The sequence below is a fragment of the uncultured Imperialibacter sp. genome (genome assembly GCF_963974565.1).
GTDB lineage: Bacteria > Bacteroidota > Bacteroidia > Cytophagales > Cyclobacteriaceae > Imperialibacter > Imperialibacter roseus.
Window position 1 is genome coordinate 73,371 of sequence record NZ_CAXBCJ010000011.1, and the last position, 23,665, is coordinate 97,035.

Below are 23,665 nucleotides of genomic sequence, written 5' to 3' on the forward strand. Positions count from 1 at the left end.
CCGCCTTTGTGAGTGCCAGGCAGTAGCTAACACATCTTGATTTTACAATTATTGCTCTCATTTAAATCAGAGGCCTTAGCGTTTCGATGGATTTTCGGGTAAGCATCGTGTAGAACTCGTCGGTGACGGCTGAACTGCCATGGTCCTCCAGAAATTTCTTTTGTTCGGGGCTCAATCCTTTAGGAGATTCGTCAATGGAATTAGGATAGGGGTTGGCCGGGGTTCTGTCGAGCGGTGAGCAAAACTCCACGGACAGCACGTCATCGTATCCGATTTCACCCAATGTTTGGACGATGCTCGCCCAATCCAGCTTACCCATGCCAGGGGCCATTCGGTTGTTGTCTGCCACGTGGAAGCCAATCAGTTTACCCTTGGCTCGTCTTATGGCAGGCAAAATCTCGTCTTCTTCAATGTTCATATGGAAGGTATCGAGGCAAACACCACACTTAGGGCCGACTTCTTTTGCCAGCGCCAGCGCCTGGTCGCCACGGTTGATGAAATAGGTCTCAAAACGGTTGATAGGCTCGATGCCAAGCAGAATACCAACGCTTTCTGCATACTCATACACCTGCTTCATGCTATCAACGGCGTATTTCCAGTCTTCTTCGGGTTTGCCTTCGGGCAAGATTTTCCCCACTGTAGACGGCACCACCGACACCATGTGGCCATCGAGCTCCGCCACCATTCTCACCACGTCTTTCACATACTGCACTGAGTCTGCCCGTTGCTTGTTGTCCTTAGCCAACAGGTTACGAAGCTCCAGCATTAGGGTAACGGAACCCCAGCAACTGATGCCTGCATCATCCAGCAGCCGTTTTACCTTTTTTGTGTCGTACAGTTCGGGGCTTCCCTGAATTTCAAGGCTGTCGTAGCCCAGTTTGGCAATCCGGTTGACGGTTTCCTCAATGGTTTCAGCCCGCATCCAGTTGTGTATCGAAATCTTCATTGCAAGTAGGTATTGATTGAAAATATATATCTAACAGTAGTTTCAGTAAATTTATCGTCAATTATGAAATATCCACCGGCTTCAGCCGAAATCAGGCCAAATCAGTTACTTGTCATTTTCGTGTGGATGCTCTTTCAGTAATTCTTCAGGCGTGTAGAAGCCAGTTTTGCTGCTTGAAGATTCACGTACTTCTTTTACTTTTTCAGGGGTAACAGCATCGGCCAAATTGCCAAATGAGCTTCGGACGTAGGTGAGCACAGCGGCTATTTCCTGGTCGTTCAGTAGCCCCCCGAACGGCGTCATCGGCACCTGACCCGGATAATCCTTTCCGGCCACCGTTATCGGGCCATATAAGCCCTTCAAAGTAATTTTGATCAGTCGTTCTTCGCTACCCTGCACCCACTCGTTACCCGACAATGGAGGAAATCCAGCGGCATCCAAACCTTTTCCGTCAGGCTGATGGCAGGTGTTGCAGTAGCCATCCCTCATGTAAATTTCCTTTCCGGCAAGGAACAACTGCTGTTCTTCCTTCGACAACATTGGTGGCACCAGCTCGTTGCCAGCCACTTCAGGCTTGTAGGGAACCATGTGATCCAATATGGCCTGGTACGGCTTTTCCATCCAATCGTCCAGGGGTTTCCCGGCTGCAACTGCCAAAATCTCCTTGGCTGCATCGTCATCGAGCCACGAAGCGGCTACAATGGCTTCCAGACGAACTCTGCTGTTTTCGTCGGCAGCAGCCATTTTCAGCAAGCCAGCCTGCTCAGACACCTGGTGCCCAGTGTAACGAAGCACCCGAACGGCGGCCGTTCTTACCTTATAGTCGTCAGCTTTGAGCAACGTTCTCAGCAGCTTGAGGTCGATGGCATTCATGCCCCACGATGCCCAAAGGCCTTCCAGAAGAAACTTCTCATAGTTTTGATCCGTTTTGTCGAGCTCATTCGTCCATTTTTCGATGGCAGCCAAAACTTTCTCGGTGTCTCTTTCTCTTAATTCTCTGCGGCTTCTGTAGCGGGTGCGGTATTCAGGTAGCTTCAGGTTGTCGAGCAGTTCTTCAATGCTTGCTCCATCTACTTTGGCCGGCGTTACTAGCGGACGGGAAGGGTAGGTGATGCGGTAAATTTTTCCATGCACATGGTCACGCAGGGGATCACGGGCATTGTGCTGCATGTGGCCTACCAGCACATTGTGCCAGTCGGCGAGGTAGAGCGAGCCATCTGGCGCAAATTCCATATCCACCGGGCGGAAATTGGGGTCGTCGCTGACCACAAGATCAAGCCGGTGTTTGGTCTTGAAACCTGTGCCGTCGTCGATTACCTGGTGCATTTTGGTGCCCAGGAAGCCAATGGTATTGTTGATCAGCATGTCGCCTTGTACTTCGTCCGGGAAATGCCTGCTGTAAACAAATTCCAACCCTGAAGTAGGGCGCACCCTGTGTTTTTCTTCGATAAGGTTTCTGGAGCCTGGGTTGGCGAGTCCATATTTTGACTTGATCGAGCCGGGCATCATCCAGTTGACATCGGGGCCGGAAGTGTGAGCGAAGAAGTTCTGTCCCCACTCATCAAAAGCGATACCCCATGGATTGGGAATCGAAAGCTGTGCGGTTCTTTCCAGGCGCTTTCTTTGCGGGTTGTAGCGATAGAATCCACCGTTAGTCGCCCGTACAGTACCATAAGGTGTTTCCACATTGGTATGCAAGAAAACACCTTCGCCCATATAAATGGCTCCGGAAGGGTCGGCACTAAAGGCGCTGATGACGTGGTGAGTATCATGGTCGTCGAAGCCACTCAGGATAATTTCTGATTTATCGGCTTTGTCGTCGCCATCTGTATCGGTATAAAGCTTCAGATTGGTTCCCTGGGAAATATAAACGCCTTCCGGGGCGAATTCGAAGCCAGCCGGAATATGAAGTTTGTCGGCAAACACCGTTAGCTTGTCGGCTTTGAAATCGCCATCGGTATCTTCCAGGATAATAAGCTTGTCGTCAGGTCTGGCGTCGCCGGGCTTGTAGTGCGGATAGGTGGGCATCACTGCTACCCAAAGCCTGCCTTTATTATCAAAGGAAATCTGAGAGGGGTTGGCCAGCTCCGGAAAGTCTTCTTCGGAGGCGAACAGCTCAATTTTGTAGCCTGGTGCCATTTTGAAATGACTCATGAGCTCCTCGCCATACAAATACCTCACATTGTCGGTGAGTGTGTAGTTCGTTTCTATCGGCGTTAGCTTTTGGGTTTTTGCGTCTGCAGCCGCCAGGTCATGCTTTTCACCTTTCAAAGCTTTCCAAATAGCGGTATCCCTGATAGCAGTCATTTGACGTACCTTGATAAGCTCTTCCGGATAATTTTCATTGCCAAACGGACGGTATCTTCTGCCAAAAACATGGACGCCGTTGGGGATTTTGTAATCGTTGTGCCAAAACCAGTTTTTTTCAAGTACCGCTTCCTTTACTGAGGCTCTCAGGTCTTCATTTTTTACTTCTTTTTTTCCAAAGGTTTCATCTACCAATAGCTTCGAAAATTTTTGATAGCCTGCATCATTGAGCTGCAATCCATCAATTGTCAATTGTTCTTCAGCAAACCACTGTTGCGTAGGCCCAAAAGCGTCGACAAATAGCACCTGATATTGCAGCGCCACTTCCTTGATGGCGTTTGCATAGAGACTCAGGTTCCTGTTTTCCTGATCTCCGTTAGGGAGATCATATTTGTCGGAAAGATCCTGAAAGGCAATGGGCGAAACCAGCGCCAGCTGAGGAGGGATGGAGTCGTTGTATTTTTGGGAGAGTGTATGCTCTATGAAAGCAGAAAGCTCGGCCTTGAAATTATCCACACCTTCGGGCCCGGCGTAAGATTCAGAAAAGCCAAAGCAGGCGATGATGATATCCGTTTTATGCCTGGCCAGCCACTCATCGGGGGTTTCGAAATGTCCTTCGCTGCCAGAGTTTTGCGCCAAATCCGTTTGGAATTTCTCAGCGCCGGGAAACGCCCATGGAGAGACCCTGCCGGAATGGGGCCGGAACCCGGGCGTGTCGCCACCGTCGCACATATTTCTTATGTACAACTCTGAATCGGGGTACCTGAGCTGCATCTCTGTTTCAAAATGCCCATAGTTCATCATCCGGGAGCAGAGGTTGTTACCAATAAGGCTGATATGTGCTCCTTGTGAAATCTTGAGAAAAGGCTTCTCGGGCTGACAGCCAAAACTAAATAGCAGGATAAACGACAGAGGTGCGATGATAGCTTTCAGGAGTGCTATTGTCGGCTTGTAAGTCATAGTTTAAGAGTGTAGTATGCAATGAAATCATCAAATACCCAACGAGGGTATGTTCGGCTAAATTAACCGAATTTACTAAAGCGCATTACTTTTCGAGCAACTTATTGGAGGCAATTTACAGGAGGGGCATTTTGGCGTGAAAGGCTGCTGAAGTCCATAAAGCCTGGTAGCAGAGGAAATCAAAAAAGGGACATCAGATCAACCAATTGTGGCTAACCTAACGCCCCTCTTTTTTTCAAACGGCACCCTTTGCTTAGGAATAATTTAAAACCTCGAGTGCGTCTCCTAGTTGACGTTTTCATGCTCCAGTGGCGCAGAGCTGTTAACCAGCTTGCCTTTACCAAGTTTGGCGTTGACCGAATCCATTAGCTCATTGAATTTTCGTTCAATTTTGTGATTGAGTGTTCCTGCCAAATCTTCGCTTTTGTCAACAATGTTTTTCCTTGTCTTTTCGCCTTTTTCCGGAGCAAAAAGCAACCCTAAAGCAGCACCGGCAGCCATCCCGGCTACCACGCCCAATAATGCTTTTCCTGTTGTCATAGCCTTAGTGATTTAGTTACCCAACTAAGGTACTACACGACTACTTCAAAGGCACTGACTTCGGTCAACACGGCGAGATGAGCTTTGTCGTGCCTGGGAAGGCAAGTAGCCGGAAGAATTTTTGTGCCCAAAAATTAATTCCGAAAACCAGGTGACATTAATCATCAGTCTCGTTAAATCGTGTCATATTTGAACCGGGAAGCCTCTGATATCTTGGCTTTCGAACGGAGACACAAAGGCTCCGAAAATGTCCCTTAAAATAGTTATGCTATGAAAACGATCATTGAAACCCCTAATTTTAACGCAAAAGATTCACTGACTGATTTTGTGAAGTTGCATGTCGAAAAGCTTGAAACCCTTAGCGATCAGATCGTTGAAAGCCGGGTGTTTCTTAAACTTGATAAGTTTGATAACAAAGAGAATAAGGTTTGCGAAATAAAGGTTTCTTTACCTGGAAATGATCTTTTTGCCTCTAAGCACGCCGATTCATTCGAAGAGGCAGTGACCCTGAGTGTAGATGCGCTTAAGCATCAGCTGAAACGCTGGAAACATGCATAAGAAGCACTTGTAATAGTTAGAACCCAAATAAAAGCAAGGTTTACGAAGCCTTGCTTTTATTTTTATCCGGGTATTGGCGTTCCTTTTATATTTTTGAATGTGCCTTAAATGGGACTACTTTGAAAAAAAATGCAAGCATGAAGCAAATCTTAATCCTGTTAGCCCTTGTTTTCTTTTTTGCCTGTTCCAAAAAAGAGACTGAACCTGTTAGCCTTTTCAACGGCGTAGACTTTACTGGCTGGCATATCGATGTGCCTGCTATGGATAACAACGACACGGTGCCGAGCCCATTCATTGTTAGAAACGGCATGCTGGTAAGCCTTGCTGAGCCGCAGGGGCATATTATCACTGATAAGGTTTACTCCAACTACAGGCTGGAGGTACAGTACCGCTTTGCAGGCGAGCCGGGCAACTGTGGTGTAATTTTGCATGCTTCTACGCCACGCCTGCTCTACGATATGTTCCCAAAGTCCATAGAAGCCCAGTTGATGCATGAAAATGCCGGTGACTTCTGGTGCATCAGAGAGGATATTAAGGTAGATAATATGGAAGCAAGGAGAGGAGACCCGGCCAAGTGGGGAACTTCGGAAGGCATGCTGCGCCGCATAGTGAATTTGACCGACGGCTCGGAAAATGCGGTGGGTGAATGGAACAAAATGGTGGTTGAATGCCTTGACAGAGAAATCAAAGTGTGGGTGAATGATGACCTTGTGAACCATGGCTACGGCTGCACGGCAAGTGAAGGCCAGATTGCGTTACAGGCCGAAGGCTCAGAGGTAGAGTTCCGAAAAGTAACACTTCAACCCATTGAAAAGCTAAGCGAGTAATCCAAAGTGCAATGAGCTATCCTGCCTCTCCGGCTATACAAGACATTCTTACGGAACTGGTTTTCTCGGCGACCACTGGTGGCGGGCCGGGTGGGCAGCATGTAAACAAAGTCAGCACGAAGTTCACCTTGAGGTGGAGCATCCAGGAGTCGGCAATAATCAGCGACGAACAGAAGGCCATTCTTCTTAGCAAGCTGGCCAACAAACTAACAAAGGAGGGTGAACTATTGCTGAGCTCGCATGAGAGTCGCTCCCAACTGAAAAACAAAGAGGAGGTAATAAGGAAACTTTCTTCGCTGATACAGCAAGCGTTTGAGCGAAAGAAAGCCCGTAAGCCTACCAAACCCGGCAAGGCGGCGGTGCAGAGACGCATAGACGCCAAGAAAAAACTAAGCGAGAAGAAGAAGTGGAGGAGGGAGTAAGGAGTAAGGAGTAAGGTTTGCCGTGTTAGGTGAACAGTTTCGGTACTCTCTGACATGATATTGGTGGTAGTGCTCCAATTTTTGTATTTTTTTATTTGTGACATCCCCTAAATATCTACCAAACAGGCTATATTTATTTTATCAACTTATGTGGGATGGTTCTTTAGCGTATTTTTATTCCTTATTTTTAGTTCATTTCAAAACGTACATCCACTATTCCGTGAATCCATTTTTAGTACTGAGAAGCTGATCTTAAAATTGAAGTGTGGTAAAAATCGCTGTTGTTTCAGTCGACATTTAGTCTATTGTCAATAGACTGACAGTAATAATTTCAGTGAATAGCGATAGCCAAAAGTATGGAAAGTATTGATGTGCCCAGGTCCGTATTCATATTCTGAGCCAGAAACAGCTCCATCGATGGATACACTTAAAATTTCCCAAATGCGAATTAGACTTTTCCGCTTTCTCGGTACTATGGTAAATATTTTTCCCAGTATAGGTAAAGCGGCTTTGGTGACTTGTGTTCTTTTTATCCTGAAGGGATCTGTCTGTTTTTCCCAGACAAAACTGGTCGGCATGGGTACCTTGGGTGGAGGATCAATTTTTGCTTTGGATCCCAGCGACCTTTCTACAGAGAAATGGGTCGACTTTAGTACTGAAAGATATGCACAATATGGACACCTCATTGAGAGTGGTGGGAAACTGTGGGGAATGACATCTAGGGGAGGAGTGGCCGATGAAGGGTCTATTTTTCACCTAAATGTTGATGGCTCAGGGTTTACAAGAGTGCATGATTTTACAGGGATAGATGGTTCTTTGCCCCATGGTAGTTTGGTTGAAAGTTCAGGCAAATTTTGGGGCATGACATCGGCTGGTGGTGTAAATGACTTTGGGGTTTTATTTTCTTTGGAGTTAAGCGGATCTGGATTTGAAAAGGTCTACGATTTTGATGAATCGACCGGAAGTAATCCATATGGCAGTTTGGTCGAAAGCGGCAATAGACTGTGGGGAATGACTTACGGGGGTGGGGAGAACAGTATGGGAGTGATATTTAATCTGGATCCTTTTTCTCAGGTATATTCCAAAGTGTTAGATTTTGATGACGCTAATGGAGCTTTTCCATATGGAAGTCTATATGAGAGCGGGGGCTTACTTTGGGGGATGACTTCCCAGGGTGGTGACAACCACAATGGTGTCATTTTCAAACTTAACTCGAACCTACTTGAATTGGTCAAAGTTTATGATTTCGATCTAATTGAGGGAGCTGCTCCTTATGGTGATTTGGTGGAAAGCGGGAATAGACTTTGGGGCATTACTTATGGAGGCGGTGATTTTGGATACGGAGTTGTGTTCTCAATGAGTAATGATGGAACAGACTACAGGAGCGATTACGATTTTGACGGAACAAGCGGAAGATATCCTACAGGAAGTCTGACTGTTAGTGGTGAAAAGCTTTGGGGTTCAACGCCAAATCTGTTTTCAATCGATAACGATGGATCCAACTTTACGCTTCAGCATGTTTTCGACTTCGTTTTTGAGGGGCATGCTCCTCACGGAAGTTTGACGTTGAGTAATGGGAAACTTTGGGGTATGACAACCTATGGAACAACCACCAGTTTTGGTTCCATATTTTCTGTCAATGAGGACGGGTCTGGTTTTAGCAAAGTACATGCCTTCAACAACGACGAAGGTGTTGATCCTATGGCCAGCCTGTTGAATGTAGACGGAAAGCTTTGGGGAATGACAGCGAAAGGTGGTGCTGAGGGATATGGGACGATTTTCACGGTTGATTCCGATGGCAGTAATTTTATTCAGATACACGAATTTACTTCAACTGATGGGGCTTTCCCCTGGAATAACCTTGTAAGGAAGGGTGACAAGCTGTGGGGAGTGACATATTATGGCGGAAACAACCATAAAGGGGTTATATTTTCTATAAATACTGATGGCTCGGGGTTTACAAAGATTTACGATTTTAATGGCATAGACGGGGGTATCCCATATGGAGGTATGGTTGAAAATGATGGTAAGTTTTTCGGAAGCACATTTGCCGGGGGGGTTAACAACAAGGGAGTAATATTTTCAATCGAACCTACTGGCTCAAATTATACCAAACTTCATGATTTTAGCTATTCTAGCGGGACTGGAGTATATGGGAATTTATTCGCTGCGAGTGAAAGACTATGGGGGTTGGCGTCTCAGGGTGGAAGTAACGAGTATGGAGTAGTATTTTCCATATCTGGGGATGGCGGTGACTATTCAATTGAACATGAGTTTGACGGCGTCAACGGTGGCGGCCCAACAGGAGAACTTGTCGAAAGCAACGGGAGATTTTGGGGTTTAACAAGGGGTGGAGGTGAAGGCAATTTTGGTGCAGTATTCTCCCTGGCAACTGATGGCTCCGATTATATTAAACATGTAGATTTTAATGAGAGTACTGGGAGATACCCCGGCGGAAGTTTACTCGAATATCATGGGAAACTATGGGGTATGACATACAACGGCGGTGCAAATGGGTATGGAACCGTATTTACACTTGATAAATTTGATGGGATCTTTGTAAAAGAATTGGATTTCACAGAAGATATGGGAGGTAATCCGTATTATGGATCCCTTATCGCCGTTTTCGAGAAGCAGCATCAGGAAATAAGCTTTTCTTTGGCTGACAAAACCTATGGAGATCAGCCGTTCACGTTGGCAGCCACTTCAACCACAGAAAACGACGTTACTTATACATCGTCTAATACCAATGTCATTGTCATCGAAGGTGATGTCGCTACATTAGTGGGTTCAGGTGAGGTAGAAATTACTGCCTCTCAGGCCGAAAATGATTTCTATTTTTTAGGCACTAAAAGCCAAATTATTACAGTGACAAAAGCTGCATTGATCGCCACTGCGGACGACCAGTCGAGGGTCTATGGCTCTACCAATCCAGCGCTGAGTATCAGTTACCAAGGTTTTGTGAATGGAGATGATGTTGAAGAAATTACCGAGCCTGAGATAGCTACCTCAGCCGAGATCACAAGTGACGTTGCGAGCTACCCAATTACTCTTTCAGGAGGCGCTGCGGCAAACTATGAGTTGGCGCTGGTAGCAGGGGAATTGACAGTAACGAAAGCTGCGCTGAAGGCCACTGCAGACAACCAATCCAGGGCATATGGCGCTGTCAATCCAGCGCTGAGTATCAGTTGCCAAGGTTTTGTGAATGGAGATGATGTTGAAGATATTACCGAGCCTGATATAACTACCTCAGCAGAGATCACAAGTGACGTTGCAAGCTACCCAATTGCCCTGACGGGAGGTGCTGCGGCAAACTATGAGTTGGAGTTGGTAGCAGGGGAATTGACAGTAACGAAAGCTGCGCTGAAGGCCACTGCAGACAACCAATCCAGGGCATATGGCGCTGTCAATCCAGCGCTGAGTATCAGTTACCAAGGTTTTGTGAATGGAGATGACGTTGAAGATATTACCGAGCCTGAGATAACTACCTCAGCAGATGCAACAAGCAATGTCGGCAACTACTCGATTTTATTGGCAGGAGGGGTTTCCTCGAACTATAAATTGGCCCTGTTCAATGGAATCCTTTCTGTGACAAAAGCGGCGCAGAGTATCACTTTCGAAATGTCATCAATTGTAGCCGTCGATGCAATGCCTTTTCAGCTTGAAGCAGCTTCTGATTCAGGACTTCCAATTTTATACTCGTCTTCTAATTTATCAGTTGCAAGTATTTCGGGCTCAATTGTTACCGTGATTGGAGTGGGTACTTCCACAATAACAGCCAGTTAAGAAGGAAGTGAAAATTTCGTTGCCGCTGCTTCAATTGAGCGAACGCTGGTCGTACGACCATTAGCAACCCTTAATACCCCTCCCGTGATTTTTAGTCAAACGTTTTCTATCGATGAAAATAGCATAGAAGGAGCAGACGTCGGTGTTGTTCAAGCATCAGATGCTGAGTTGGACATACTTACTTTTTCTATTTTATCCACCGACAATGAAGGTGCATTTGGCATCAATTCTTTAAACGGGCAAATCAAAGTCGCAAGTCCGGCCCTTCTTGACTTCGAACGCTTGCCAACAATCGAAATGGTGGTGAACGTAACCGACGGAAAAGGTGGTTCTTCGTCTGCCGTTGTGACAATCCAAATCAACGATATAGATGAAAATACAGTTGCCGGTGTTCTATTATTCTCGGAAGAAACAAATTTTTATCCTTTCCCCAATCCTACATCAGGAAATGCAAGTATTAAATTCAAAGAGATAAGTCAGGGGCATTTTACCATTTCTTTGGTATCAGCAAACGGGTCGCAAGTGCATTTAATTTATAGTGGAGATATCTCAAATGAATCCACTATTGAATTCTCAGTTTCCCACCTTCCAAAAGGATTGTATTTTCTTCGAATTGATGGAGACCAAACGAACATCACCAGGAAACTAATGATAAACTAAGGTGGGTTCGATATATGATGCTGTTTTTCGCATGGATATTAACGCCAAGAAAAAGCTAAGTGAGAAGAAGAAGTGGAGGAGGGAGTAAGGAGTAGGTTATTTTTTAAAATGTTGACGGTCTATTGCACCTTCTTTTCAAGCGCAGCAAGACGCTTTTCGTGATCTGCATATTTTTCAGCCGAAAAGGCCATGTATTCAGTTATGTCTTCGTGAAATTCCTTAAAAGAATCCTGAAGCCCTCTCATACCCTCATGTAAATAGGAAATTTTAGCTTCCATAGTATTGAGGCTTCTATTGATTTTTCTCTCAAAATCTTCATGTCTGCTCATGTTCCAATTTACTTTTTGTTTGTGAAATAATTCTATCTCAAAGAGAAAAGTTTCATCTTAAGATGAGCAGACATAAATTGTGGTTATCAAATCACCCCAACCACATTTTCCAGCGTTCCGATGCCATCGATACTGATGCTTACCATGTCGCCAGCCTGTAGCGTAAACTCATTCGGAGGGATAATGCCCGTGCCTGTCATCAGGTAGGCTCCCTGATTAAAGTGGCAAGCCCTGTATAGATATTCTACCAACTCGTCAAACTTGCGCTTCATTCTGTTGAGCTGAATTTCTTCATGAAAGACCTCGTTTCCACCTCTTTTGATAGAAATTACAATATTGGTATCCAGCGAAATAGGCTCTTTAGGTACGTAAAGACAGGGGCCAAGTGCGCAGGCTTTTTCATACGACTTGGCTTGAGGTAAATAAAGTGGATTTTCTCCCTCGATGCTGCGGCTGCTCATGTCGTTGCCAACGGTATAGCCCTGAATTTCTCCTTTGGAATTGATAAAAAGAGTGAGCTCCGGCTCAGGCACGTTCCAGGTTGAGTCCTTTCTGATATATACTTCTCCTCCATGCCCAACTACCCTATGAGCCAACGCCTTGAAGAAGAGTTCCGGCCGGTCGGCATCGTATACTTTCTGATAGAAATCAGATCCACCGCCACTTTTACTTTCTTCCATTCTGGCATCTCTGCTTCTAAGGTAGGTAACGCCGGAGGCCCACACCTCCTGACTACCAATGGGAGCGCTCAGTCCATCCTTGAGCCAATCTTTTTTTATGCCAGACTCAAGCGGCTTGGCAGATTTCACCAGTTTTACCAGATGGTCGTGAAGCTTGCTTTGGTTCACGGCATGATCCCAGCTATCAGAGATTTGGTAAGACTGGCCTTCGTACTCGGCGATGATTCGATTGGAAGTTTTATAAAGTTTCATAGGGTTGTTTTCTTGCGTTTTATATCGTTTAGATCAATGCCCAATAGGGTTTTAGATAATTTGTTGAGGCTTTCGAATTCTCCTTCGAAATGGCAGGTCAGTTGCTTGTGTTCCTGCGCTTCGCCTGGCTCCAGTTCTTTGGCTGGCGACGAAGATTCAATTTCGTAAAAAGGCCCCATTTGAGAGCCATCTGCCATTGGCCCATCATTGTAAGAGTTTACAACGTCGCCCTTGAAAGGCTCATCCTGCATTTCCCATTTTGAGTTTACATAGGCGCCGTTTGGCTCGACCGGAAACTTGATGATGGTTAGAATATTCTTTGCAATGTCGAAACTGGCAGCTATTGGCTTGGCAATGGCAGGCGACAAGCCAAGTTTACTCCGGTAAAGGCCGTCGCACTGGAAATAGATCACGCTGTCCGTTACTGTTAGCCTTTCTGCTGGTATTTCCCCGAAATAGTCATCAGTGATATGGTCTTTCGCTCCTTCAGTTGGCTTGAAAGGAATAATCACCATGGTTTCGGGTGATGGCGTCATCATGCCCAGCAGCCAGATGGATAGGAGACCCCTGTCCTTTGTCCATTGATTGGCTCCTTTGTTGATAATACGGTTCGCCGTTTCATAGCCAACCCACTTCAGGCTTTCTCCCCAAGTAACACCAAGGCTAGCAGCCAGCGCCTCCTGCGACAACAACCGAACACTTCGTTCGATGGCCAGGTCAAATACGGTTCCGCTATAGTTGGTGACGCTCGCTTCAATTCCGAAGATTACTTCATCTTCAGTAGCGGAAACAACAGGGTAGGCCACCGTGTCAATGATGGCGGGAACCTGCCAGTTGCCGATTTCGAAGGAATCTCCACCTTTAAAGTACACCGAGAACTGACCACCTTCCGGCCCTAGCCAAAAGCGTTCTTCACCACCCACGGGATTGAATTGCTTCTTCCAGTCGCCTGCCTCAATCAGGTTGTAGTTGAGCCAGCCGTAGCTGTTACCAGAAGCGCCTGTGGCAGTACTGGTCATTACCCGACCCTGATAGTCAGCTGAAAGCAGCACCCTTGCCTGCCCGTCAGGCGATTTTAGTTCGTAAACCGAGGACGTGTTGGCTTTCAGGAAAGCAGAATCATAAGCAAAGGTTCCCTTAGCTGGCATCGCTTTCTCCTTGTTTTCATTAACTGTTTGGCTGCACCCCGCCAGGGCCCAGAGACCAATGAGGCAGGGAATGAGCTTTTTCATAGCGCTTTATCGGTAAACTGACCGTTTACCTTTCTAGTGATGGACAATGGATTTGCATCTTGCAGCGCCTCAGGTAGCAGTGCCTGGTGATAGCCCTGATAACACACTGCTCTTGTGAAACGATAAATAGCGTTGGTGCCTACCGAAGTAGACCTGCTGTCGGTGGTAGCCGGGTAGGGGCCGCCATGCACCATGGCATAGGTTACTTCCACACCTGTTGGAGGTGCGTTGAAAATCACCCTTCCAGCCTTACTTTCAAGGGTTCCTATCAGCTCCGAATGCCCTTTCATGTCCTTTTCTGTGCCCCAAACGCTTGCTGTGAGCTGTCCGTGAAGGATATCAGCCACTTGCTTCATTTGTGCGGCATTGTCGGCCACCACATGCAATGAGCTCGGCCCAAATACTTCCTCTTGCAAGTCGGGGTTGTTGATAAAGGCACTTGCTTCTACCTGAAACATGTGTGGGATAGCAGCAACACCTTCTTTTGCGGTTAAGTCGCCGACGAGCTGGGTAACGCCCCGCAGCGAAGCCATTTTGCCGAGGTTGCTGCAGTAGCCACTAAATACTTTGTCGGTGAGCATGTTGTCGGCAGAGGCCGCCTCAAGGGCCGTTTTGAAGGCTTCAGTAAATTGCTCCTGGGCCTTCGACTTTACAGCGACAATCACACCAGGGTTGGTGCAGAATTGCCCGGCACCCATTAGGTTAGAGCCAGCCAGCTTCTGCCCAAGTGCAGTGGCTTCTTTTTCCAATATTTCTGGCAATACAAATACAGGATTCACACTGCCCATTTCAGCATAAACCGGAATTGGTTCGTTTCGCTTGGCGGCAGCATTGAAGAGGGCTCTGCCTCCGCCAAGCGAACCGGTGAACCCTACTGCCTTTATCGCCGGATGAGAGACCAGGTGAACGCTTGCCTCATAACCCTCGCCTTGTAGGTGACAGAAAACGCCCTCTGGCATGCCTGTGTCATTGGCAGCTTGCGCAATGAGCGAAGCCACCAGCTCGGAAGTAGCAGGGTGACCCGGATGTGCTTTGCACACAACTGGGCAACCTGCGGCGAGCGCAGATGCGGTGTCGCCGCCAGCGGTGGAAAATGCAAATGGAAAATTGCTGGCGCCAAACACAGCCACCGGACCAAGTGGTCTTTGCATTTGGCGCACGTCAGGTTTAGGCAGTGGCTGGCGGTCAGGAATGGCCGGGTCGATCATGGCATTGACCCATGAGCCTTCTCTAAGAAGAGAGGCAAATAGCTTCAACTGGCCTGTAGTACGTCCTGTTTCTCCCATGAGCCTTCCCTCAGGCAGTCGTGACTCCGTCATGGCGATGGCTACTAATTCGCCCTTGTTTTCGTCGATTAGCTGAGCGATGCGCTCAAGAAAGATAGCTCTTTCTACGCCTGATGTGTTTTTGTAGCTGCCAAAAGCCTTATGGGCAATGGCTACAGCCTGATCGACTTCTCCGACTGTTGCTTCGTGGAATGCGATGCCTGAGTGCCCGCCGTGCCCTTTGAAGCTTTGAGGATTGATACCTGATAGTTTATTTCCGATTAAATTCTTTCCTGTTAACTGCATGAATAAATGATGGTGTCTTTTCGTAAGTAAAATTAATTAAAACTATTGCGGGATTCCATTCAGCACTATTTCACAAGGTCTTTGTAGCTGATAAGCTGAATGCCCTTTTTCTTTATTAGCGTTTTGATTTCTTCGTCTATCCAAAGGTCAGTTACACCCTGACGGTCTTCGGCCACATTCTCATAACCAATGTGCGAAATTGCCCTCAGCTCGGGCGTGTCGATGCCCGGATGCTCCACAAACATATAAGTTTTTCCCTTTTCCAGCTTGTTGAGCATTTTGCTGAAGCTTTCTTTCTTTTCCGCTAGCGTGCCATGTGCTCCCTCGTACCTGGCACCCTGCACGCCCAATTTCTGCGTATCAATATCGATATCATATTCTATAGCCAGCTTTTTGGCAATGGCGGCCGCTTCATCGTTTAGGTTTGTGCAGCCCATATGGCCCGAGATGTGACTGAGCCTGGGAATCATTTTCTTTGCAAGTTCTATCTGTGCTCTCCACTCTTTTTCAATGTCATCGAGGCTGAATTCGTTTTCCAGCACTGCTTGCCCCGGATAGTTTTTATTGGGCCATATCATTGGAAAGAAGTATCCGTCCTTGTTTCGAAGGCTTAGCGCATCGGTCAGCGGCTGCCATTTCACATTGTCCCACTCGCTGGTGAGCACCAGGTGAATGCCGACGTCAATACCTGGGTTTTCCTCCAGCATCTTGACGGCCTCAGGAAACCATGGCGATGGAACAATCACTTCGATTGATGTTTCTATGCCTTCCTTAAAGGTCTTAATTAGTGCTACATTGCCACTATGAGAGAATCCCATGTCGTCTCCACGAACGATTAAGCGTTGCGCTGAAAGGTGGATGCTACCGGTGAAAAGAAGAAGTGAGAAGGCTAGTTGAAATAGTCTGATCATGCTCAGTTTTTGTAGGTTTAGAAATATGTAATGCTAAGATAACGCATTAATGAGGTGTAAAATAATGGAAGTTTATTAATTTAGAGAATGCGCTGATGTGCAAAAGTGTGAACAGCTCATTGAAGAATACCCCAGCCATGATAAATAGCATGAAAAGAAGACAGCTTTTGAAGGGTGCACTAGGCCTATCTGCGTTATCGGCAGTGAATTTTGCCTCAACGCCAACGCTTTTGGCGCAGCACATTGCGGGCAGGTCTGCAAAAGCTTCTCAGTTGAAAATCAGTCTCAATGCATTTTCCTTCAATGCGCCACTTACCGATGGCAGTATGGATGTGCACGATATGCTGGAGTACTGTTCAGAAGTTGGTTTTGCGGCTGTGGATATTACTGCTTATTATTTCAAAGGCTACCCCAATGTGCCGCCAGACGACTACCTGTTTGAGATCAAGAGGCACGCTTTTCGGTTGGGGCTGGACATAAGCGGCACCGGTGTTCGCAACGATTTTACGCTGGCCGATCCTGAAAAAAGAAAGGAAGAAGTAAAGCTGGTAAAAAATTGGATTGAAGCGGCCGCTAAACTCGGGGCTCCTGTGATCAGGATTTTTGCAGGTGCCAAAGTGCCCGACGGGTTTTCATGGAACAACGTTGCCGCCTGGATGGTGAAAGACATTCAGGAATGTATTGACCATGGCAAGAAGTTTGGCGTAACAGTGGCCATTCAAAACCATAACGACTTTATCAAAACTGCAGAGCACGTTACAAAGATAATGGAGATGGTTGACTCTGAATGGTTCGGACTTATTTTGGACACGGGAAGTTACCGGGTAGGGGATCCCTATGAGGAAATTGAGAAGACCATTCCTTATGCAGTCAACTGGCAGATTAAGGAATTGATTTTTGTAGAGGGCGAGGAAATAGAGACGGATTTGAAAAAGCTGATAGATATCATCAGAGCATCGGACTATAAGGGTTACTTACCCATCGAAACGCTAGGTGCCGGCGACCCAAAGCAAAAGGTAAAAGCGTTATACGATAAGCTGAACGGGGTTTTGTCGAGCTAAGGGCAAGTGAGGGCAGCTACGTTAAACTGGAGCTTGGGTCTGTCAAATACACCTTTGGCTCCCAAATACTATAATTTACTGACACCAACTGTTAAAAGAAAAAGGGGCGGGTAATCCCCGCCCTCTTTCCATGTATTTATACTCGTTTATGGTTCTTGTTTGTTTACTCCCACCAAATACGAAAGGGAAGCATTTTCATTTTTAAAAGGTGACACATTTTTTCGGAGCAAGAAAGCTTAACTTGGATTAGAGCTTTTTACCACGTGGGAAAGTTACAAATAGCTTTGCCCAGATTTTCATTTCGCTGGTTCTCTTCCAAATCCGATTCCAACAAATTAAAATGCCTAGTGACATTGTTACATCAGTCATCGAATGGTTGGCCGAAATGTATCCACCTTTACCGTGACAGACCAAAAGCGCACTCGATCGCAGATGCCGCTTCCATTGTCACTCCAGATCTGCCTGGGTAATTAAACTTTAAGAACAGCACTATGAGAATTAAACTACTTGCATTAAGCTTTTTGCTAACAATTGGCATAACAAACGCCCAAAATCCCGTCGGAATATTTTCTGACCACGGGGATGTAGGGAACCCAAAAAATAAAGGGGGTGCTACCTACAACGAGCAAACACAAACCTATTCCATCAAAGGTGCGGGGTACAATATTTGGTTTGAAAGAGACGAATTTCACTTTGCTCACCAAAAGCTAAAAGGTGATTTTATCCTGACGGCCAATTTTGGTTTCAATGGAGCAGGCGTCGACCCACACCGCAAAATTGGGTGGATGGTGAGGGAGTCATTGGGCGAGAAGGCAGCACACGTTAGTGCCACCCTTCATGGCGACGGGCTAACGGTTCTTCAGTGGAGGGAATTGAGGGGAGCTTTTATGCGTGATCCAGAAGACGAGATTTTTTCTCCAAAAAGTAATTACACGATAATCCAACTTGAGCGCTCTGGCAAGGAATTGATCATGAGAGCTGCACATTTTGGAGAGCCACTTCAGATGATTGGCTCTCACGTGATGCCATATATGCCAGATGAAGTATTTGCGGGCATATTCGTGGGCTCGCATAACCCTGAAGTGATTGAAGAAGGCATTGCCTGGAATGTGAGGATCGACAAGCCAGTGGCCGACAATTACAACCCAGGGCGAGACGGATGGCTTGGTTGTCGCATGGAAACAATGACCATCGCAGATGGAAAAAGAACCGTTGTTTACGAAAAGGATGGTCGCTTTGAAGCGCCAAATTGGATGCCTAACGGTAAGGAGCTGCTGTTCAACATGGATGGGTCAATATACACCATGGCCATTGCTGGTGGAGAGCCAAAAAAACTGAACACCGGTGATTTGAAAAGAAATAACAATGACCACGGCATCTCCTTTGATGGCAAGCTGCTTGCAGTAAGCAGCCACAGGGATGGACTTCCTGGTGGAGGCTCCACTGTTTATGTGCTGCCGCTGGAAGGAGGAACACCCGAACTGATAACGGAAGGAACTCCTTCTTACTTTCATGGCTGGGCTCCGAACAACAAAGAGTTGGTTTATGTAGCTCAGAGAAACGGGGGGAATATCTACAATGTTTATAAGGCCAATATCAAAACGAAAGTGGAGACTCAGTTGACGACATTCACTTCGGGGCACGTAGATGGTTGCGAGTACTCACCTGACGGAAAGTATGTTTACTACAACGGCTCTCAGTCGGGTACCATGCAGCTGTGGCGAATGAAACCTGACGGCACAGGAAACGAGCAGTTGACTTTCGATGAAAATAATGACTGGTTCCCGCACGTGTCGCCTGATGGCAAGTGGATACTTTACATTTCTTTTCCACCCACCATTCCTGTCGATTCGCACCCTTCGTACAAAAGAGTCACTTTAAAAATTATGCCCGCAGCTGGTGGTGAGTCAAAGGTATTGGCCTACTTATATGGTGGGCAGGGGACTATTAATACGCCTTCGTGGTCGCCTGATAGTAAATCAGTGGCTTTCGTGAGCAACTCCGAAAAAAAATAAGCTGAGTAGGTTCGGTGAGACGATAAACTCACTAGCTACCATGCGCTGTTAGTAAGTTTGGTAAATATAAAAATGTAGTTAACAAAAGTGCCCGGCTAGTTTCCGGGCATTTTTGCTTCTCTACATTGATACATAATATACTCAATACAAAGTAAACTATAGTATCGCCCAAACCTGCCGACACTTCTTTCAAAAGACCACTGCATTTGTAACCTTCTGAAAAAAGCACTTGAAGAGATACTATTATTGGGAGATATTATAAATGTTTTAAAAAAGATGCCTTTATGGGTCTGGATTTTTCCTGATCTTTACAGAGTGGCGAATTTTTCAATAACGATAGCAATGTGGAAGAGCATGGGGTGGATAAGGTATTTCGTTTTGATTGCGCTGTGTCCGGTTGCAGCCGATTTGGCCATAGCCCAGAATAACTCTGCGCTGACTAGCAATATTAAGTTTGAGCAACTCGCCGACGGCCTCTCGGAGAAGTCAGTAACGAGCATCATCCAGGACCGGCATGGCTTCTTGTGGTTTGGCACCCGAAACGGACTGAATCAGTATGATGGGATTGAGTTTAAGGTATATGAGTATATTCATGGAGACAGCACTTCGTTAAGCAGTAGCTTCATCACCAGCCTGGCAGAAGATAAAGAAGGTAATATTTGGGTGGGGACAACCGATGCCGGACTAAACCGCTACAACAGAAAGTTGGACAACTTCACCCGCTTCCAATCCAAGCCTAATGATCCCGAAAGCCTCTCCGATAATTGGGTGACGGATCTGTGTATCGACAGCCGGGGCAACGTGTGGGTTGGTACCGAAGGGGGTGGATTGAATGTGGTGTATGCGGGTTCAAAAGCTTTCAAGCATTTCACAAATGATGTAAAAGACCCCCTCAGCCTGGCCAACAATCACGTGAGATCGATTTGCGAAGATAGCTCCGGCAATATCTGGGTGGCGACCTACGGTGGCGGATTGGACAGATTTGATGCTGGCGGGCAAAGATTTATCCATCATCGTTACGAGCCTGGTAATGCAAAGAGCCTTTCCAGCAACTACCTGAATTCGTTTTTGAAAGACAGCGACGGGCAAATTTGGATTGGCACACGAGAGGGTCTGAGCCGTCTGGTGCCAAAAGATAATGGTGTAGAGTTTCAAAGGGTGATGCCCAATATTGTAGACCCAACGGGCCTGGTGCACAACATTGTGCTTAGCATCAGCGAAGACAACTACAACCGGCTTTGGCTCGGAATGGAAAACGGCGGGTTGTCGATCTATGACAGGCAAACCGGGCAGTTTTCCAATTTTTGGCCCAACCCACTTGACCCGACAAGCGTGGGCGCCAACTCCATTTGGGCTGTATACAAAGACAATATTGGCACCATGTGGCTGGCAGCCCGCAACAGAGGTTTGAATAAATGGGATCAGTATCAGACAAAGTTCATTCACCATATTTTGCCGCCATCGGGGGGGCATAGCCTGGCCAATAATGACATCATCTGTTTTGTAGAAGACAGGGAAGGCAACTTGTGGATAGGTACCGACGGCGGAGGTCTGAACTATTTCAATAGGAAAACCAACGAGGTGAAAAGCTATGTTCACGATATCAATGACCCCAAAAGCATAGGGAGCAATTCCGTCATTTCTTTGGAGATCGACAGCTATGGGGACCTTTGGGCGGGCACATGGGAGGGTGGACTTAATAAGTTTGATAAAAGAACCGGCACCTTCCAGCGATTTGTAAACGATCCCCAGGATGCGACGACCATAGGTTCCAACTATGTGTTTTCAGTTTTTGAAGATAGCAAAAAGCGGTTATGGGCGGGTACTTTCTATGAAGGACTGGATCTGTTTGACAGGAAGACAGGCGCATTTTCGCACTATGAAGTGAACCCCGACGACCCCGAATCTTTGAGTCACAACAGGGTGTTTACCATGTTTGAAGACAGTCGGAATAACATCTGGATTGGTACTGAAGGCGGGGGCCTCCTGCAAATGATGTTTGACAGAGATGGAGAGCCGGTGTTTAAAACCTATATCAATAACCCCAAAGACTCCACCAGCTTAAGTAGCAATGTGGTTAACGCCATTTATGAGGATAGCAAGAGCACGCTGTGGGTTAGCACCTGGGCAGGGCTCAATAAATTTGACTACGGAAAAGGAGCCTTCGAAACGTTTCGCAAAAATGATGGACTTGCTGACAATGTAGTCAATGGCATTCTGGAAGATGAGCGGGGAATGTTTTGGATCAGTACCAACCAGGGAATCAGTGAATTCGATCCTGAAAAAAGGAGATTCAAAAACTATAGCACAGCAGATGGGCTGCAGGAGCAGGAGTTTGTGAGGGGCGCCTATTTGAAAAGCCAGTCCGGTGAATTCTTTTTTGGTGGGGTAAATGGCTTTAATTCATTTTATCCGGGAGAGGTGAAAGAGAATCCACACATACCACCCGTGTACATCACCAACTTTTGGATATACAATGAAGAAGTGAGGCCGGGCGCAAAAGGCTCAGTTTTGGCACAAAACATCATCGATACAAAAGAAATTACACTGACCTATCACCAAAACGAATTTAGCTTTGAGTTTGCAGCGCTTAACTATTCTCAGGCTTTTAAAAACAGCTATTCCTATATGCTGGAGGGATATGACGAGCACTGGCACGAGGCTGGTAATCAACGCACCGCCAGCTACACCAAGGTGCCGCATGGCGACTATGTTTTTAGGGTAAAGGCTTCCAACAATGACGGCCTTTGGAATGAGGAAGGAGCCTCGTTGCGAATAATAGTGACGCCGCCGTGGTGGGCCACCTGGTGGGCCTACGCTATCTACATTAGTATCGTTATTGGTCTGCTTTTCTGGTATAGACAAGTACTTATCTACAGAGAAAGGCTTAAAAGTGACTTGAGACTTGAGCACATGGAACTGACCAAAATGCAAGAAATGGATGCTATGAAATCCAACTTTTTTGCCAATATATCACACGAGTTCAGAACCCCGCTCACTTTGATGTTAAGCCCACTGAAGTCGATGTACTCGGGGGCCTTTCGTGGCGACGTGAGAAAACAGTATAGCGTCATGATCCGGAGCGGCGAGAGGTTGCTAAGATTGATTAATCAGCTGCTCGACTTGTCAAAGCTGGGGAGTGGCAGCATGAAGCTGGAAGCCAGCCGAACCGACGTTGTCGAGTTTTTGAAGCCAATCGCAGCATCTTTTTCATCCTATGCCACCCAAAAAAAGCTGTCCTATTCCTACAACCATCCGAACGCTCCTCTGGAGGCATATATTGATCATGATAAGGTTGAGAAGATAGTAACAAATCTGCTGTCCAACGCCTTCAAGTTTACCAGTGAGGGTGAAATCTCCCTAAATCTGAGCCGAATTTCTATGGAAATGACTGACAGCGAAGCAGGCGGGGAGTTTGTGCAAATTACTGTCAGGGACTGTGGCGTCGGAATTCCCAGGGAACACCTGCAGTCAGTTTTTGACAGGTTCTATCAGGCGGATGTTGACCATCACGGTGACCAGGAGGGGACTGGCATAGGCCTTTCGCTTACCAAGGAGCTGGTGGAGCTGCACAGGGGCAGGATATCAGTAAAAAGTACGCTTGGTGAGGGTTCGTGCTTCAAGGTGCTCATCCCTATGGGCAAAGCGCATTTGCAGGACAGTGAAATTGTGGAGCCTGAAAAGGTCGGAGTTGTTAGCATCGGCCATGTGGTGGAAGAGTTGGAAGAAAGAGACAAGCATAGCACTGGTGAGGCTGCTATTGTGAAGACCGACCCCAAAGAGGGTAAACCGCTGGTGCTGATAGTGGAGGACAATGGGGACTTGCGTACCTACATGAAAGAAAGTCTGGAGCACAGCTATGAGATTATTGACGCTGCTAACGGCAAAATAGGGCTGGAGAAATGCATCGAGCTGGTGCCGGATCTTATTATTTCTGACATTATGATGCCATTGATGGATGGAGTGGAAATGTGTCATTTGGTAAAAACCGACAGTCGGATAAGTCATGTGCCAGTGATACTGCTCACAGCCAAGGCTGATTTGGAGGATAAACTCACTGGCCTGGAAACTGGGGCCGACGACTATATCACCAAGCCTTTCGATTCCAGGTTTTTGGAGGTAAGAGTACGCAACCTGATCAAAACGAGGGAGCTGATGAGGGAGCGCTTCATGGGCAACCGGAAGCTGGTGTTGGAGCCTAAAGAGATCACTATTACTCCGCTGGACGAGGTTTTCATGAAAAAGGTGTTGAAAACTATCGAAGACAATATTGGTGACTCAGAGTTCAGGGTGGAGGATCTCGGTAGAGAGGTGGCCATGAGCAGGATGCACTTTTATCGAAAGGTGAAGGCGCTTACCGGCCAGACAGCAGTTGAATTTATCCGGACGATCCGGTTGAAGCGGGCGGCTCAGATGCTCAAGCAAAACCAGCTGACCGTGTCGGAGATTACTTATGCCGTGGGTTTCAACGACCTGCAATACTTCCGGAACAGGTTCAAAAAATACTTTGGTGTTAGCCCTTCGGAGTACGCCAGCCAGTTTGCTGGCGACAAGCCTGAGGTTGAGAGCGAGGTTCGTGACTCTTGATCTACTCAACGACCGGCGAAG

Annotated in this window: 16 protein-coding genes; 8 read left to right on the top strand and 8 right to left on the bottom strand. The window is 46.7% G+C overall.

What is annotated here, in order from left to right:
* Positions 1-61: 61 nt before the first annotated feature.
* The 3 genes from AAC052_RS16485 to AAC052_RS16495 all read right to left on the bottom strand — a co-directional run bounded on the left by AAC052_RS16485 (position 62) and on the right by AAC052_RS16495 (position 4,753).
* A complete protein-coding gene (locus AAC052_RS16485; protein ID WP_339814662.1) occupies positions 62-946 on the bottom strand; it encodes a sugar phosphate isomerase/epimerase in 885 nt (294 codons plus the stop codon).
* A gap of 105 nt (positions 947-1,051) precedes the next feature.
* Positions 1,052-4,213, bottom strand: a complete 3,162-nt coding sequence (locus AAC052_RS16490; RefSeq protein WP_339814663.1) for a PVC-type heme-binding CxxCH protein — start codon at positions 4,211-4,213, stop codon at positions 1,052-1,054.
* 285 nt (positions 4,214-4,498) lie between these two features.
* Positions 4,499-4,753, bottom strand: a complete 255-nt coding sequence (locus tag AAC052_RS16495) for a YtxH domain-containing protein (protein ID WP_151996951.1) — start codon at positions 4,751-4,753, stop codon at positions 4,499-4,501.
* A 270-nt stretch (positions 4,754-5,023) separates the two neighbouring features.
* Between AAC052_RS16495 and AAC052_RS16500 the strand changes: the two genes are divergently transcribed.
* The 5 genes from AAC052_RS16500 to AAC052_RS16520 all read left to right on the top strand — a co-directional run bounded on the left by AAC052_RS16500 (position 5,024) and on the right by AAC052_RS16520 (position 11,006).
* A complete protein-coding gene (locus AAC052_RS16500; RefSeq protein ID WP_317492103.1) occupies positions 5,024-5,311 on the top strand; it encodes an HPF/RaiA family ribosome-associated protein in 288 nt (95 codons plus the stop codon).
* Positions 5,312-5,448: 137 nt separating this feature from the next.
* Complete coding sequence (locus tag AAC052_RS16505; protein WP_317492102.1) at positions 5,449-6,138, top strand: DUF1080 domain-containing protein; 690 nt, start codon at positions 5,449-5,451, stop codon at positions 6,136-6,138.
* 11 nt (positions 6,139-6,149) lie between these two features.
* Positions 6,150-6,560: an alternative ribosome rescue aminoacyl-tRNA hydrolase ArfB gene (arfB, locus tag AAC052_RS16510; protein ID WP_339814664.1), complete on the top strand. Its 411-nt coding sequence runs from the start codon at positions 6,150-6,152 to the stop codon at positions 6,558-6,560.
* Positions 6,561-7,136: 576 nt separating this feature from the next.
* Complete coding sequence (locus tag AAC052_RS16515; protein ID WP_339814666.1) at positions 7,137-10,346, top strand: choice-of-anchor tandem repeat GloVer-containing protein; 3,210 nt, start codon at positions 7,137-7,139, stop codon at positions 10,344-10,346.
* A gap of 84 nt (positions 10,347-10,430) precedes the next feature.
* Positions 10,431-11,006, top strand: a complete 576-nt coding sequence (locus tag AAC052_RS16520) for a T9SS type A sorting domain-containing protein (protein ID WP_339814667.1) — start codon at positions 10,431-10,433, stop codon at positions 11,004-11,006.
* Between the two features lie 119 nt (positions 11,007-11,125).
* On the opposite strand, the gene AAC052_RS16525 is transcribed toward AAC052_RS16520, so the two are convergent.
* From AAC052_RS16525 to AAC052_RS16545, 5 genes are all read right to left on the bottom strand, one after another.
* Positions 11,126-11,335, bottom strand: coding sequence for a hypothetical protein (locus tag AAC052_RS16525; RefSeq protein ID WP_317492099.1), 210 nt, complete (start codon positions 11,333-11,335; stop codon positions 11,126-11,128).
* Between the two features lie 86 nt (positions 11,336-11,421).
* A complete protein-coding gene (locus tag AAC052_RS16530) occupies positions 11,422-12,267 on the bottom strand; it encodes a fumarylacetoacetate hydrolase family protein (protein ID WP_339814668.1) in 846 nt (281 codons plus the stop codon).
* The gene (locus AAC052_RS16535) at positions 12,264-13,499 is read right to left on the bottom strand and encodes a DUF6786 family protein (RefSeq protein ID WP_339814669.1); all 1,236 of its coding nucleotides are present in this window, start codon (positions 13,497-13,499) and stop codon (positions 12,264-12,266) included. The genes AAC052_RS16530 and AAC052_RS16535 overlap by 4 nt, the downstream gene beginning before the upstream one ends.
* A complete protein-coding gene (locus AAC052_RS16540) occupies positions 13,496-15,070 on the bottom strand; it encodes an aldehyde dehydrogenase (NADP(+)) (protein WP_339814670.1) in 1,575 nt (524 codons plus the stop codon). The genes AAC052_RS16535 and AAC052_RS16540 overlap by 4 nt, the downstream gene beginning before the upstream one ends.
* Before the next feature lie 65 nt (positions 15,071-15,135).
* A complete protein-coding gene (locus AAC052_RS16545) occupies positions 15,136-15,981 on the bottom strand; it encodes a ChbG/HpnK family deacetylase (RefSeq protein ID WP_339814671.1) in 846 nt (281 codons plus the stop codon).
* Positions 15,982-16,130: 149 nt separating this feature from the next.
* Here AAC052_RS16545 and AAC052_RS16550 point away from each other — a divergent pair, with 149 nt between their 5' ends.
* From AAC052_RS16550 to AAC052_RS16560, 3 genes are all read left to right on the top strand, one after another.
* The gene (locus AAC052_RS16550) at positions 16,131-17,042 is read left to right on the top strand and encodes a sugar phosphate isomerase/epimerase family protein (protein WP_317492094.1); all 912 of its coding nucleotides are present in this window, start codon (positions 16,131-16,133) and stop codon (positions 17,040-17,042) included.
* A 491-nt stretch (positions 17,043-17,533) separates the two neighbouring features.
* Complete coding sequence (locus tag AAC052_RS16555) at positions 17,534-19,057, top strand: hypothetical protein (protein WP_339814674.1); 1,524 nt, start codon at positions 17,534-17,536, stop codon at positions 19,055-19,057.
* A gap of 342 nt (positions 19,058-19,399) precedes the next feature.
* Positions 19,400-23,644 carry a two-component regulator propeller domain-containing protein gene (locus tag AAC052_RS16560; protein WP_339814675.1) on the top strand — a complete coding sequence of 1,415 codons (4,245 nt, stop codon included), beginning with the start codon at positions 19,400-19,402 and terminating at the stop codon, positions 23,642-23,644.
* The last annotated feature ends 21 nt before the right edge of the window (positions 23,645-23,665 follow it).